Annotated in this window: 13 protein-coding genes; 8 read left to right on the top strand and 5 right to left on the bottom strand. The window is 61.5% G+C overall.

The genetic code is table 11. From position 1 onward, the window contains the following. Positions 1–6 precede the first annotated feature (6 nt). Complete coding sequence (locus tag Q0931_RS10680; protein WP_299260090.1) at positions 7–1,449, top strand: NAD(P)(+) transhydrogenase (Re/Si-specific) subunit beta; 1,443 nt, start codon at positions 7–9, stop codon at positions 1,447–1,449. 167 nt (positions 1,450–1,616) lie between these two features. Beyond that, entirely contained in the window at positions 1,617–3,179 is a 1,563-nt protein-coding gene (gene nhaC, locus Q0931_RS10675; RefSeq protein WP_299260087.1) for a Na+/H+ antiporter NhaC, read from the top strand. A 127-nt stretch (positions 3,180–3,306) separates the two neighbouring features. On the opposite strand, the gene Q0931_RS10670 is transcribed toward nhaC, so the two are convergent. From Q0931_RS10670 to Q0931_RS10660, 3 genes are all read right to left on the bottom strand, one after another. Next, entirely contained in the window at positions 3,307–4,068 is a 762-nt protein-coding gene (locus Q0931_RS10670; protein WP_299260085.1) for an SDR family NAD(P)-dependent oxidoreductase, read from the bottom strand. A 57-nt stretch (positions 4,069–4,125) separates the two neighbouring features. Continuing rightward, positions 4,126–5,139 carry a bile acid:sodium symporter family protein gene (locus Q0931_RS10665; protein ID WP_299260083.1) on the bottom strand — a complete coding sequence of 338 codons (1,014 nt, stop codon included), beginning with the start codon at positions 5,137–5,139 and terminating at the stop codon, positions 4,126–4,128. A gap of 185 nt (positions 5,140–5,324) precedes the next feature. After that, positions 5,325–5,555: a DUF3072 domain-containing protein gene (locus Q0931_RS10660; protein WP_299260081.1), complete on the bottom strand. Its 231-nt coding sequence runs from the start codon at positions 5,553–5,555 to the stop codon at positions 5,325–5,327. Between the two features lie 241 nt (positions 5,556–5,796). Here Q0931_RS10660 and Q0931_RS10655 point away from each other — a divergent pair, with 241 nt between their 5' ends. The 4 genes from Q0931_RS10655 (at position 5,797) to Q0931_RS10640 (ending at position 8,809) form a co-directional block, all read left to right on the top strand. Beyond that, positions 5,797–6,081, top strand: a complete 285-nt coding sequence (locus Q0931_RS10655; protein ID WP_299260079.1) for a hypothetical protein — start codon at positions 5,797–5,799, stop codon at positions 6,079–6,081. Positions 6,082–6,238: 157 nt separating this feature from the next. Next, complete coding sequence (locus Q0931_RS10650) at positions 6,239–7,066, top strand: cytochrome b/b6 domain-containing protein (protein WP_299260077.1); 828 nt, start codon at positions 6,239–6,241, stop codon at positions 7,064–7,066. Next, entirely contained in the window at positions 7,063–7,845 is a 783-nt protein-coding gene (locus Q0931_RS10645) for a molybdopterin-binding protein (protein ID WP_299260076.1), read from the top strand. Before Q0931_RS10650 ends, Q0931_RS10645 begins: the two co-directional genes overlap by 4 nt. Positions 7,846–7,981: 136 nt before the next feature. Then, positions 7,982–8,809 (top strand): hypothetical protein, encoded by an 828-nt coding sequence (locus tag Q0931_RS10640; RefSeq protein WP_299260074.1) that lies wholly within the window; start codon positions 7,982–7,984, stop codon positions 8,807–8,809. Between the two features lie 48 nt (positions 8,810–8,857). Here the strand turns inward: Q0931_RS10640 and Q0931_RS10635 are convergent, their stop codons facing one another. Next, positions 8,858–9,370 carry a metallophosphoesterase family protein gene (locus tag Q0931_RS10635; RefSeq protein ID WP_299260072.1) on the bottom strand — a complete coding sequence of 171 codons (513 nt, stop codon included), beginning with the start codon at positions 9,368–9,370 and terminating at the stop codon, positions 8,858–8,860. Positions 9,371–9,452: 82 nt separating this feature from the next. Beyond that, entirely contained in the window at positions 9,453–9,818 is a 366-nt protein-coding gene (locus Q0931_RS10630; protein ID WP_299260070.1) for a hypothetical protein, read from the bottom strand. A 225-nt stretch (positions 9,819–10,043) separates the two neighbouring features. Here Q0931_RS10630 and Q0931_RS10625 point away from each other — a divergent pair, with 225 nt between their 5' ends. Both Q0931_RS10625 and Q0931_RS10620 read left to right on the top strand, forming a co-directional pair. Continuing rightward, a complete protein-coding gene (locus tag Q0931_RS10625; RefSeq protein ID WP_299260068.1) occupies positions 10,044–11,582 on the top strand; it encodes a peptide MFS transporter in 1,539 nt (512 codons plus the stop codon). Next, complete coding sequence (locus Q0931_RS10620) at positions 11,579–13,399, top strand: aminopeptidase P family protein (RefSeq protein ID WP_299260066.1); 1,821 nt, start codon at positions 11,579–11,581, stop codon at positions 13,397–13,399. Before Q0931_RS10625 ends, Q0931_RS10620 begins: the two co-directional genes overlap by 4 nt. The last annotated feature ends 1 nt before the right edge of the window (position 13,400 follow it).

Here is a 13,400-nt window from a genome sequence, read left to right as displayed (position 1 = left end):
AACGACATGCTGGGTCAAGGGTTCGTATCTGCCGCGGCGATCGCGGCCAGTGTTCTGTTTATTCTGTCGCTGGGTGGCCTGAGCAATCAGGAGAAGGCCAAGCGGGCTGTCTGGTACGGCATCATCGGCATGGCCGTGGCGGTGTTTTTCACCGCCTTCGGCCCCGGTATCGGCGGCTACTGGCTGATGATTCCGATGATCATCATCGGCGCCATCATTGGTACCCGACTGGCACGTCGGGTCGAGATGACCGAAATGCCCCAGCTGGTGGCGGCGCTGCACAGCTTTGTCGGCCTGGCGGCCGTGTTCGTGGCCTGGAGTGCCGATCTGGAACGTCGCCGGGTGCTGGCAGCCCGTGCCGTTGATGGGGCCATGCATGACTTCTCCGCCTTTGCCGCGCTTCTGGCGCACAAGGCGCCGGATGAGCTGATGTTCTTGCAGGTTGAAGTGGTGCTGGGCATCTTCATCGGGGCGGTCACCTTTACCGGCTCGGTGGTGGCCTTTGGCAAGCTGGCCGGCAGGATCGACGGCAAACCGCGCCAGCTCCCCGGCGGTCATCTGCTCAATGCCGGCGCTGCCGTGCTTTCACTGCTGCTGGCCATCCTGTATCTCAACGGCGCCGGCTTCTGGACGCTGCTGCTGCTGGCAGGACTGGCGTTTTTCATCGGCTACCACCTGATCATGGGCATTGGCGGTGCCGATATGCCGGTGGTGGTCTCGATGCTCAACAGCTACTCCGGCTGGGCCGCCGCGGCCATCGGCTTTACGCTCTCCAACGATCTTCTGATCGTGACCGGCGCGCTGGTAGGCTCCTCCGGGGCGATTCTCTCCTACATCATGTGCAAGGCGATGAACCGCAACTTCGTCAACGTGATCCTGGGGGGCTTTGGTGGCAGCACCGGCCCGGCCGCGGAGATCGAGGGCGAGCAGGTGGCGATCGACGCCAGTGGCGTGGCCAGTGCGCTCAACGATGCCGACAGCGTCATCATCGTCCCGGGCTACGGCATGGCGGTGGCCCAGGCCCAGAGCGCGGTGAGCGATCTGGTGCGCAAGCTGCGCGCGGCCGGCAAGCAAGTGCGCTTTGCCATTCATCCGGTGGCCGGTCGTCTGCCGGGCCACATGAACGTGCTGCTGGCCGAAGCCCGCGTGCCCTACGATATCGTGCTGGAAATGGACGAGATCAATGACGACTTTGCTTCCACCGACGTGGTCATCGTCATCGGCTCCAACGACATCGTGAATCCGGCCGCCCAGGAAGACCCCAACAGCCCGATCGCCGGCATGCCGGTACTGAAGGTCTGGGAAGCCAAACAGGTGTTCATCAGCAAGCGTGGTCAGGGCACCGGCTACTCCGGCATCGAAAACCCGCTGTTTTACAAGGAGAACAGCCGAATGTTCTATGGCGATGCCCGTGAAAGCCTCAATGCGCTGCTGCCGATGGTGGACTAGCGTAACGCTGCCCCGACCCTCGGTCGGAACAGTGCTGCCAGCCGATGGGGCGTGATCGCGGACAAATGCTCGCGATTCTGGAATAATCCGCGCCCATTACGACAACAGCACCCCGTCGAGCCATCGATGGGGTGCTGTCCTTTCTGGCTGCAGCAACGAGAGAAACAATGGCTTTCCTTTCCCGTCACGAGGCCGACACCTCTTCGCCCCGTGCCCCCGGCATGCTGGATGCGCTTTTCCCCATTGTGGCCGTGATCGTCATGCTGGCCCTCAGTGTGACGCTGTTCGGCGCCGACTCGTCCAGCGGCCCGACCCAGATTGCCCTGATCATGGGCGCCATGCTGGCCGCCGTGGTGGGCCTGAAAAACGGCCACCAGTGGCAGGCCATCGAAGAGGGCATCAATCGCGGCATTCACCTGTCACTGGGCGCGATTCTGATCCTGCTGTCGGTGGGTGCGATGATCGGCACCTGGACGATGGGCGGCGTGGTGCCCACGATGATCTACTACGGGCTCGAAATCCTGTCGCCCCACTACTTCTACGCCACCGCCTGCCTGCTGTGTGCGCTGGTCTCGGTGTCGGTCGGCAGCTCCTGGACGGTGGCCGGCACCATCGGCATCGGGCTGATCGGCATTGCCAACGGGCTGGGGCTTTCAAGTGCGATTACGGCAGGCGCGATCATTTCCGGCGGCTATTTCGGCGACAAGATGTCGCCGCTGTCCGATACCACCAATCTGGCCCCTGCCTCGGCCGAGGCCGAGCTCTTTGCCCATATCCGTCACATGCTCTGGACCACCACACCGAGTCTCATTCTGGCGCTGATCGCCTTTCTGGTACTGGGGCTGGGCGGCCCTGATCAGGTGGCCACACCCGAGCGCATTACCGACATCCAGCAGACCTTGAGTGATCACTTCACCATCAGCGCCTGGCTGTTGCTGCCGCTGCTGGCGCTTTTGATCATGGCGTGGAAGCAGATGCCGGCCTTTCCGACCATCTTCATCGGCGCCCTGCTGGGAGTGGTGTTTGCGCTGATCTTTCAGCGCGAGGCGGTGATCGGTCTGGCCGACACGCCCTCGCTGGGTCATGCCATGGCCCTTTTGAAGGGCAGCTGGATCGCCCTGTATGACGGCTACAGCGCCCATACCGGCAATGACGCGATCGATGCACTGCTCACCAACGGCGGCATGGCCAGCATGCTGACCACGGTCTGGCTGATTCTCTCGGCCATGACCTTTGGCGGCGTCATCGAGCGTCTGGGACTGCTGGAGCGCGCCGTCAGCGGTCTTTTGCGCGTAGCACGCAGTACCTCCTCCCTGATCATCTCGACGCTGGCGACGGGACTGGCCACCAACATCGTAACCGGCGATCAGTATCTTTCCGTGGTCCTGCCCGGGCGCATCTACAAGGCCGAGTTCCAGCGCCGGCGGCTCAAGCCGGTCAACCTGTCGCGGGCGCTGGAGGATTCCGGCACGATCACCTCGCCGCTGATCCCGTGGAACAGCTGTGGGGCCTACATGGCCGCGACGCTGGGCGTGGCCACCCTGAGCTATGCGCCCTTCGCCTTTTTCAATCTGATCAATTTAGGCATTGCTGTGCTCTATGCCCTGATCGGCTTTCGCGTAACGCGCATGAGCGATGACGAGCAGCCCGATCATGACGCCGAGCTGCCGACCCTGTCGGACGGACAGATCATCGATGATCAGTATGAGGCCAGTACCGGACGCGCCTGACCCCTTGCAGCCCCAATCAGGGTCTTTTTGAAACGACCCTTTTCAAATGACCCTTTTCAAATGACAACGCCGGCCCATGGGCCGGCGTTTTTCGATCCTCATAAAACAGGATCATGACACGATCAAATTACTCGTCGCGATCAACGGCCATGCCGGCCCAGACCTGACGCACCGGTTGGATTTCAAGGAAGTTGATGTTGAGATGCGCCGGCAGTGTGGCGACATAAAACATCTGCTCGGCGATGTCTTCAGCCGACATCGGCGTGGTGTTGCCATAAAGCTGGTCGGAAGCCGCCTGGTCGCCTTTGGTGCGCACCAGGGTGAACTCGGTTTCGGCCATGCCGGGGGCGATGTCGGTCACGCGCACGCCAGTGCCCAGCAGGTCACAGCGCAGGTTGTAGCTGAACTGCTCGACGAACGCCTTGGTGGCGCCATATACGTGGCTGCCCTTGTAGGGCCATTTGCCGGCGGTGGAGCCGATATTGATGATGCTGGCGCCGGCACCGACCTTGATCAGGGTGGGCAGCAGCGCGTGAGTGACGTTGACCAGCCCCTTCACGTTGGTATCGATCATGGTGTGCCAGTCCTCGAGTGCTACCTCCTGAGCCGGCTCCGGCGCCAGCGCCAGGCCTGCGTTATTGAGCAGCACATGGATCGAGGCGAACGCCTGGGGCAGCTCATCGACGGCCTTTTTCACGGCCGTTTCATCGCGCACATCCAGCTCGACGACATGTACGGCCACCTTCCCTGAAAGCTCCTGTTCAAGCGCTTCCAGGCGTTCGCGGCGTCGGCCGGTCAGCACCAGTGAGTAGCCGGCCTCGGCAAAACGGCGCGCCGCCGCACGGCCAAATCCTGATGTCGCACCGGTAACGAAAACGCTTTTATTCACGTGATTTCTCCCTGCTCGATGGTCAGTCATTAAATATCATCAAATACCAACGCCCGATCAGGCACTTGATGAAGCGGTCTGTGCCTGCGCGGTTGCCACCGCGCGACGAGTAGCATAGCGGCGCGCCAGCATGGCACACACAAACAGCTGAATCTGGTGAAACAGCATCAAGGGTAGCAGTGCACTGCCGACCTGAGCGGCCGGGAACAGGACATTGGCCATCGGTACGCCCGAGGCCAGCGTCTTTTTGGAACCGCAAAAGACAATGGCGACCTCATCCTCGCGCGAAAAGCCCATCAGACGGCTGACGGTGCGGGTGATCAGCAGAACCAGCGCCAGCAATACGCAGTCCACCACGATCATGGTCGCGATGCTGACCCCATCGACGTGCTGCCAGAGCCCGCCCACGATGGCCTCACTGAAGGCCAGATAGACCACCATCAGAATCGAGCCGCGATCCACGATCGTGAGTGGTGCCTTGTGTTCGCGAACCCACTGCCCGATCCAGGGCTGCAGGAGCTGTCCCAGCAGAAAGGGCGCCAGCAGCTGCATGAGGATATTGCCGATGGCTCCCGGCGATGGGCCGGCACCGGCGTCAGCATTGACGCTGAGCACCAGCCCCAGAAGGACTGGTGTAATGAACATGCCCAGAATATTGGACGCCGTGGCCGAGCAGATCGCCGCGGCCACATTGCCACCGCCGATCGAGGTAAAGGCGATCGAGGACTGCACGGTCGAGGGCAGCACGCACAAAAACAGGATGCCGGTATACAGCGCCGGTGACAGCAACGCCGGTGACAGCAGCCCGATGATCAGCCCCAGTACCGGAAATAGCCCAAAGGTGGTCAGAAAGATCACCAGATGCAGGCGCCAGTGGGTCATGCCCTTGACAACGGTTCTGGGCGAGAGCCGGGCGCCATGCAAAAAAAACAGCATGCCAATGGCAATGGTGGTGGCGATCGAAAACCACTCGGCGTAGCGGCCTGAAACGGGCAGCAGCGAGGCCAGCACGACAGTGCAGACAAGATAAAGGAGAAACTTGTCGATATTGAGACGGGCAGGTAGGAACACGGCAGACTCGAAGCTCAAGCATTCTGGAGGGTTGGATCAGCCGGGCCTTCGCCCCGGCCGCTCATCGATCATACGCCAGCCCTCCGAATTTGGCACGGCCGGGCACCGGATGCTCAAACAGACATGAAAAAAGCGCCCGCAGGCGCTTTGACGTTTCAACTGCTGACGTTTCTGTGGCAACAGGATCAGTGATTCTCGCCCCGGCCGGTCTTGTGCTGGAGCTCATCAATCATTTTGGACGCGTCGGCCTTGTTGAGCGAATCGTCGAAGTCGACACCGGCTTCTTCGCACAGCGTGCGCAGGTAGGAAGCCTGAGCACCGGTCATGCTTTCATCACCCGTGGCCCAGTCGTTGGGGTCCTTCTCGAGATTGCTGGCCTGCTCGTTATGGCTGGGATCTTCCGTGCGATTGGTCATAGGGTTCTCTCCGTGAACGGCCATGTGGATACTGGATAAAAATATAGACGATGATGCGTTTGATGCACGTTTGTCTCACTACATAAGTCAGTAAAGAGATTTGACTAATGAAGGGTTGTATCAATATAAACTTATGTTATGGCGCGCGCTCGCGCTGGATGCTTGGATAGGGGATAACCGTTATTGCCAATGAAGGCGATCCGGTCAGCAAAACCCGAGTCATGTTTCAAGGAGTAGTACCATGGAAGGTATTGTCAGCAACTATCGCGACGTCGTACGCAAGGGCGGCTACACCCTGACTTCAGAGCAGGCACCGCCGCGGGATACACCGCTTGAGTGTATCTACATCGACAATGACAGCCAGTCCATTCGCACGACCAGCGCCCGCCTGGGCATGGCCGACAGCCAGACGTGGTGTACCGAAAGCGGGGTCACCGAGGCCCTGATCAGCGGCTCGTCTTCCTTTATTTCCTCCATGGCCTGGCGCGCCGGTAATCCCAGCCAGTCCGGTAATCCCGGCCAGTAATGTTTCATATCGCGCCCGCCCTGGCGGGCGTTAATTTTTCTGACCAGCGCCACTTTTCCTTCCCTGTTATTGAAGTTGCCGTGGAGCAGGATGACTGGCAGAAGGCGGCAATTCCGGCCCATACTCCAGAACTCACCCTGTTCTGCGGGACATTGGCATGCCCGGACGCTCTTCAGATAAAAGCATCACGCGCCGCCTGCGACATCGCCTGCCGGTGCGCGTCTGGCACTGGGTCAATCTCTGGTGTCTGATCGTGCTGCTGCTCAGCGGCCTGCAGATTTTCAACGCCCACCCTGCGCTTTACTGGGGCAGTGCCTCCAGCTTTGATGCCCCCTGGCTTGAGATGTACGCCATGCGGGCCGCCGATGGCAGTATCAACGGCATGACCGCGCTGGGGCCCTGGCAGTTCACGACCACCGGCGTACTGGGATACTCGGGCGAGAGCGTTGGCGGCTTCCCTGCCTGGGCGACGCTACCGAGCTATCAGTTTCTGAGCATGGGCCGGCTGTGGCACTTCTTCTTTGCCTGGCTGTTTGCCATCAGCGGCGCACTCTTTGCCCTTTATGCGCTATTGAGTGGCCACTTTCGCCGCAATTTCTGGCTTGATGGTCGCGACTGGCGCGCTCTGGGGCAGGACGTCATCCATCATCTCAAGCTGCGTTTTCATGATCATGCGGATAAGTACAACGGCCTGCAGAAGCTCAGCTATCTGAGTGTGGTATTTCTGGCGCTGCCGCTGATGATCGTGACCGGTCTTTGCATGTCGCCGACCATCAATGCCGCCGCCCCCTGGCTGCTGGACCTGTTCGGCGGGCGCCAGAGCGCCCGCTCGCTTCATTTCATCACGGCCTTTTCACTGGTGCTGTTTGCCGTGGTTCACATGGTGATGGTGCTGCTCTCCAACCCCCTGCGCCAGCTGCGCGGCATGATCACCGGCCACATGCCACGCGAGTCTTCGTCTTCTGATCCGGAGTCACCGTCATGAGCCGGCGCCCACCATCAGAACCCTCTTTGACTCGCCGCGCCCTGTTGCAGCGTACCCTTCTGGGAGCGGCAGCCCTGGGACTGGTCGGCTGCGATCGGCTGTCGGAAAACGATGCCATTATCCAGCTTATCGGCAGTGCCGAGACGCTCAATCTCAAGGCGCAGCGTTTGCTGGCCGGGCGCGAGTCGCTGGCCGTGGAGTATCCGGCCTCGATGATATCGCCGGTCTTTCGGCCCAACGGCACGGTGGACCCACAGACCGCACTGTATCGACAGCTGGCCGCCTACGATTTCACCGACTGGCGCCTCACGGTAGACGGCCTGGTGCAGACGCCGCTGGAACTCTCGCTTGAAACGCTTCGCGGAATGCCCTCGCGCACCCAGATTACTCGCCACGATTGTGTGGAAGGCTGGAGCGCCATCGGGCAGTGGTCAGGACCGGTGCTGGGCGACATTCTGGAGCAGGCCGGCGTACACGCCTCGGCGCGCTACGTGGTCTTTCATTGCATGGATCAGCTTGATGGTGAGCACGATTATTACGAAAGCATCGACATGGTCGAGGCCTTCCACCCCCAGACCCTGCTGGCCCATTCGCTCAACGGCGAACCGCTGCCCGTGGGCAATGGCGCGCCGCTGCGCCTGCGCGTGGAACGACAGCTCGGCTACAAGATGGCCAAGTATCTCAAGGGCATTACGCTGGTCGAACACTTCGATGATATTCAGGGCGGCAGGGGCGGCTACTGGGAAGACCGCGGCTATACCTGGTATGCCGGTATCTAGCAACTATTTGTGGTGCTTTGGTCGTGTATCACCGATGTCGATTTGACAAAAGCTTATGCCAGGCTGAACTGAAAGACATCCCGGGAGGATGGCGTCATGCCATGGCCCCGCTCTCCGAAAGATTCAGGAGGTTTTGATGACGTTTTATAACACTGCTCGCCCCACCCTGCTGGCCTCGGCCATCGCACTGGCCTGCGCCTTCTCGGCCGGTACTGCCCTGGCGGCTGATGCATCAGGCAAGACACCCGAGCACCTGCGCGGCACCATCAGTGCGGTCAGCGATCACGGTTTTACCGTGGAGTCCACCAGCGGTGGCGACACACATGAGGTGACCATCAATGACCAGACACGCGTGGCAGGCGTCACGCCGTCGAGCCTTGACGAGATCAGGGAAGGCACCTTTATCGGCACCGCCAATGCGCCAGGTGAGAATGGCCAGCCTTCAAAGGCACTGGAAGTGGTCGTCTTTCCTGAGGAGATGAAGGGTACCGGTGAAGGCGACTACCCGTGGGATACCCCGCGCGGACATGACCAGAGCGGTTCGTCAGGCAGCAAGATGGGCGGCTCTGGCGGTGGCTCAAGCATGACCAACGGCACCGTCAGCCAGGCCGACAGCGGCAAGATGGGCGGCGCCGGCGGTGGCTCGACCATGACCAACGGCACCGTCAGCCAGGCCGACAGCAGCAGGATGGGCGGCGCCGGCGGTGGCTCGACAATGACCAATGGCACCGTCAGCCAGTCGGAAAGCGGTGATCAGAACATGATGACCCTGACCGTGGATTACGGTGATGGCCAAAAGCAGATCATGGTACCGCGTGATGTGCCGGTCGTGGCCGTTCAGAAAGCCACCATGGACGACATTAAAAAGGGTGAAGCGGTCTTTGTGGCCGGCGACCTGTCCGCCTCGCCCGTACAGGCGAAGGTCGTGATTGTCGGGCTGGAGGGCACCGTTCCTCCGATGTAACGCGATCCGTTCATACAACCACCCCCTGATGCCCGGCGCCGCCGGGCATCAGCCCTCCAGTACAAAATGCATCACGCCACTGCACAGCCTGTCCTTGCGGGCATCAAGCCTGCCGGCCGTGATCGGCAGCCTGAAACGGCGCCTGCCGGCGCTGCCCGGATTGAAGTAAAGCCGCCTCTTCCCCGAGCTTTCCTCGACCCACTGCTGACGCGGTTTATGAGAGTGCCCGAACAACACGGCGTCGCAAACTGTCGCGCTGTCAAAATCGGCCATGTCATGCACCAGATGCAGCCGCCAGCCGTTGACCGTGATGTCGCGATGCATGGGCAACATCTCGCACCAGTCTTCCCGATCAATATTGCCCCGCACCACAATCAGCGGTGCCATTTCGGCAAGCCGATCCAGGATGGACGGGTCGCCGACATCGCCCAGATGCAGGATCAGCGCGCAGCCTTCGAGCGCTTTCAAGGCCTCATTGCGCAGCAGTCCGTGCGTGTCGCTGATCACGCCCACGGGGGTATCAATGGAAAAGGATGTGCGATTACACAGCGAAAGCGCCATGAAGCTGTCTCCTGATGAAACTGTCTCCTGACAGCAGAAAGGCCCCGGATGGGGCCTTTCTCATGGATATCCTGGACGTTGATCAGCGCGTGGAGCCTGCCGGCGTCCCGGCCTTTTCAAACTCCTCGTAGGTCACGTTGCCCTGCTCATCCACGTTGCAGCTGACGTTGTAGATGGTGGTGCCGTGGCCCAGCATGTTGATGTGCAGCAGCAGCTCTTCGCCCTTTTCGTAGTCCCCGGCGTTTTGCTGCTCCATCAACAGCTGCGAGCTTTCGAAGGTGTCACCATCCTTGCTGGCCATGGCGGCATCATGGCACTGATTGACCAGCTCACGCTCGGCCTGGGGCACGTCGGCAGACTCCTCGACCGAGGCCTGCGCCATCTGACTGACGCCGGTCATCGCAAGCGCCAGAGCACCGGCACACCACATACCCTTGTGTACATTCATGATTCATCCCTGAAGTTTGGCTTCCTGTTGAGTGTAGGAACACTCGGGGCAACTTACCCGACAATTATTTCACCGCTTTTGAACACGGCACCTGGTTCGATCCTTTCGGGCAATGACACCAATGGATGGTTTGCACCCTGCCGTGCCGGCTCGTATGGTGCATGGCGTTTATCAAAGGCCCTCACCGGCCGCTACGATTCTGGGCCTTACCTGCTGGATACTGTCATGGCAACTTCCTCTGAACGCGGCTTTTTTGGCCACCCTCGCCCGCTGGGCCCGCTCTTTTTCACCGAAATGTGGGAGCGCTTCTCGTTTTATGGCATTCGCCCGCTGCTGGTGCTCTACATGGCAGCAACGCTTGCCGAGGGCGGGCTGGGCATTCCACGCGACACGGCCGCCGCCATTGTCGGCATCTTTGGCGGCATGATCTATTTAAGCGCCCTGCCCGGCGGCTGGCTGGCCGATAACTGGCTGGGACAGCGCCGCGCCGTCTGGTATGGCTCGATTCTGATTGCCCTGGGCCACCTGTCCATCGCGCTATCGGCGCTGTGGGGCGCGTCCATGTTCTATATCGGTCTGATTCTGCTCGTGCTGGGCTCGGGAATCTTCAAGACCTGTATCTCGGTCATGGTCGGCACGCTTTATCCGGAAGGCGACAGTCGTCGCGACGGTGGTTTCTCGATCTTCTACATGGGTATCAATCTGGGCGCCGTCATTGCACCGCTCATCACCGGCCTTGCCATGGACAGCGGCGGCTGGCACTGGGGATTTGGCGCCGGCGGGATCGGCATGCTGGTGGCGCTGACCATTTTCAGACTGACCGCCATCCCGGCCATGAAACGCTTTGACCGGGACCAGGACCGCGCCTCGAGCTGGGACGCACCGGTCAACCGGCGCCGCCATGTCGGCGCTGGCGTCACGGCGTGTCTGCTGCTGCTGGCACTGATCACCGCGCTCGGACTGGCCGGCGTGATCACCTTCAATCCGGTCCTGATTGCCACCACCATGAGCTATGTGGTGGGGCTGTGCGTACTGGGCTGGTTTCTTTATCTGATGTTTTTCAGCGGGCTGGACCGCATGGGCCGCGCCCGCGTTATTGTCTGTCTGGTGCTGTTTGTGGCCGCCGCCCTGTTCTGGGCCTCGTTCGAGCAGCAGCCCACCTCCTACAACCTGTTTGCGGCCGATTACACCAACCGCCAGGTGCTGGGTTTTGACATTCCGGTGATCTGGTTCCAGTCGCTCAACCCGCTGTTTATCATCATGATCGCGCCTGTTTTCGGCTGGCTGTGGCCGGCACTGGCACGCCGTGGCTTCGAACCGTCAAGCGTGACCAAGTTCAGCGCCGGCCTCGTCCTTGCCGCCGCAGGCTTTGGCCTGATGATGATGGCCGCCTGGCAGGTCGTCGGCGGCGCCGCTCAGGTCTCACCGCTGTGGATCGTGGCCAGCCTTTTGCTGTTGACCCTGGGAGAGCTCTGCCTGAGTCCGGTAGGGCTTTCCACCATGACGGAGCTGGCGCCAACGCCCATTCGCGGGCAGATCATGGGCATCTGGTTTGCCGCCACGGCACTGGGCAATCTGGTCGCCGGGCTGATCGGTGGTCACGTCAGCGCCGAGCAGGTGGCACAGCTGCCCGAACTTTTCGGACGCTGCGCGCTGGCGCTGCTGATCGGGGCGGTCATACTCATGATATTGATCAGGCCCATCCGCCGACTGCTGGCCCATGGCCGCGCCGCTGAATCAGGCACTTCGGAGATACCGCAATGACCACTTCTGTCGATACGCCTTCACAACGCATCGAGGCCCTGCGTCGATCCATGACGGCACACGGCGTCGATGCGTGGCTGGTCCCCTCGTCCGACCCGCATCTGTCGGAATACCTGCCCGGCCACTGGCAGGGACGCGAGTGGCTGACCGGTTTTACCGGATCGGTCGGCACGCTGCTGGTCACCCGTGATTTTGCCGGGCTCTGGGTCGACAGCCGTTATTGGGTGCAGGCCGCCAGGGAGCTTTCCGGCAGTGGCATCGAGATGATGAAGGTGGCCCAGGGCCAGCAGATTCTCGCTCCGATCGACTGGTTTGACGTCCATCACCAGGGGCCCGCCACCCTGGGCTTCGATGGCGCCGTCCTGCCGCTGGCCGCCCATCGCGCCTTCAGCGCACGGCTGGGAGATGGCGTCACGATCAAAAGTGACCGGGATCTGCTCGAGGAGATCTGGTCCGATCGACCGGCCCTGCCGCAGGCGGCGGTGATGGCCCATGACGACGCCTTTGCCGGCCAGACCCGCCTTGATCGCCTGGGACAGCTGCGCCAGGCCATGAATGACGCCGGCGCCGACGCGCACCTGATCTCGACGCTCGACGACATCGCCTGGCTTTTCAATCTGCGCGGCAGCGATGTGGACTACAACCCGGTGTTTCTGGCCCACGCGCTGGTGGATGCTCACCATGTCCGTCTTTTCATTGATCAGGACAAGGTGCCAGCGGCGCTTTGCGAGGCGCTGGCCGATGATGGCGTGTTTTTGCATGACTATGCCGAAGCCCGCGAGTCGCTGACGCGCCTGCCCAAGGGCACACGGCTTCTGATCGACCCGGCGCGGGTGACGCTGTCGCTGGTGGAGGCCCTGCCCGGGCAGGTCACGCTCGTCGAGGCCTTTCAGCCAACAACGCTTGCCAAGGCCTGCAAGAGCGACGCCGAGATCGATCATGTCCGCGCGGCCATGGCCCGCGATGGTGCGGCCCTGTGCCGGTTTCTCTGCTGGCTTGACGAGACGCTGGAACGTGGGGAATCGATCACCGAGCTGACCATCGATGCGCGTCTCACCGCCGAACGGGTGCGGGAGAAACACTTCGTCTCGCGCAGCTTTCCCACCATTGCCGGCTTCAACGCCAACGGTGCCCTGCCGCACTACCGCGCCACCGAGGCGGCCCATTCCGTCATCGAGGGTCAGGGACTTTTGCTGATCGACTCCGGCGCCCAGTATCTGGACGGCACCACCGACATTACCCGGGTGATTCCGGTGGGTGAGCCGACATCGGCTCAGAAGGCCGACTACACCCGTGTGCTCAAGGGCATGATGGTGCTGTCGCGGACCCGCTTTCCGGAAGGCATCGAAGCGCCCCGGCTGGACGCCATCGCCCGCGCGCCCCTGTGGGAAGCGGGCCTGGACTACGGCCACGGCACCGGCCACGGCGTGGGTTATTTCCTCAACGTACACGAAGGCCCACAGGTCATCTCCCGCGGGGCGCAGCCCACACCCCAGACCGCCATGCGGGAAGGCATGATCACCTCGATCGAACCGGGGCTCTATCGCCCGGATCAGTGGGGCATTCGCATCGAAAACCTGGTCGTCAATCGTCTCGTGACGGAGGTTGAGACCCTCAGTGACGACGCCTTCCTCGAGTTCGAGACGCTGACGCTGTGCCCCATCGATACCCGCCTGATCGAGCGCTCGCTGCTACGCGATGACGAGATCGCCTGGCTGGATGACTATCACCGCACGGTGTTCGAGCGGCTGTCGCCAGAAGTGGATGAGGAAACCCGGAACTGGCTTCTGGAGAAAACACGGCCTTTAACACGCTGAG

The organism is uncultured Kushneria sp. (genome assembly GCF_947497025.1).
Taxonomy (GTDB): domain Bacteria; phylum Pseudomonadota; class Gammaproteobacteria; order Pseudomonadales; family Halomonadaceae; genus Kushneria.
The sequence above is the reverse complement of the archived record's forward strand: the minus strand, read 5'-3'. Positions and strand labels throughout refer to the sequence as shown.

What these genes read in the sequence shown, in the direction of transcription:
- Q0931_RS10645 (WP_299260076.1), top strand. Translation starts at nt 7,063, where the DNA reads ATGAGCCGGCGCCCACCATCAGAACCCTCTTTGACTCGCCGCGCCCTG.
- Q0931_RS10640 (WP_299260074.1), top strand. Translation starts at nt 7,982, where the DNA reads ATGACGTTTTATAACACTGCTCGCCCCACCCTGCTGGCCTCGGCCATC.
- Q0931_RS10680 (WP_299260090.1), top strand. Translation starts at nt 7, where the DNA reads ATGCTGGGTCAAGGGTTCGTATCTGCCGCGGCGATCGCGGCCAGTGTT.
- Q0931_RS10650 (WP_299260077.1), top strand. Translation starts at nt 6,239, where the DNA reads ATGCCCGGACGCTCTTCAGATAAAAGCATCACGCGCCGCCTGCGACAT.
- Q0931_RS10655 (WP_299260079.1), top strand. Translation starts at nt 5,797, where the DNA reads ATGGAAGGTATTGTCAGCAACTATCGCGACGTCGTACGCAAGGGCGGC.
- Q0931_RS10660 (WP_299260081.1), bottom strand. Translation starts at nt 5,555, where the DNA reads ATGACCAATCGCACGGAAGATCCCAGCCATAACGAGCAGGCCAGCAAT.
- Q0931_RS10620 (WP_299260066.1), top strand. Translation starts at nt 11,579, where the DNA reads ATGACCACTTCTGTCGATACGCCTTCACAACGCATCGAGGCCCTGCGT.
- Q0931_RS10625 (WP_299260068.1), top strand. Translation starts at nt 10,044, where the DNA reads ATGGCAACTTCCTCTGAACGCGGCTTTTTTGGCCACCCTCGCCCGCTG.
- nhaC (WP_299260087.1), top strand. Translation starts at nt 1,617, where the DNA reads ATGGCTTTCCTTTCCCGTCACGAGGCCGACACCTCTTCGCCCCGTGCC.
- Q0931_RS10630 (WP_299260070.1), bottom strand. Translation starts at nt 9,818, where the DNA reads ATGAATGTACACAAGGGTATGTGGTGTGCCGGTGCTCTGGCGCTTGCG.
- Q0931_RS10635 (WP_299260072.1), bottom strand. Translation starts at nt 9,370, where the DNA reads ATGGCGCTTTCGCTGTGTAATCGCACATCCTTTTCCATTGATACCCCC.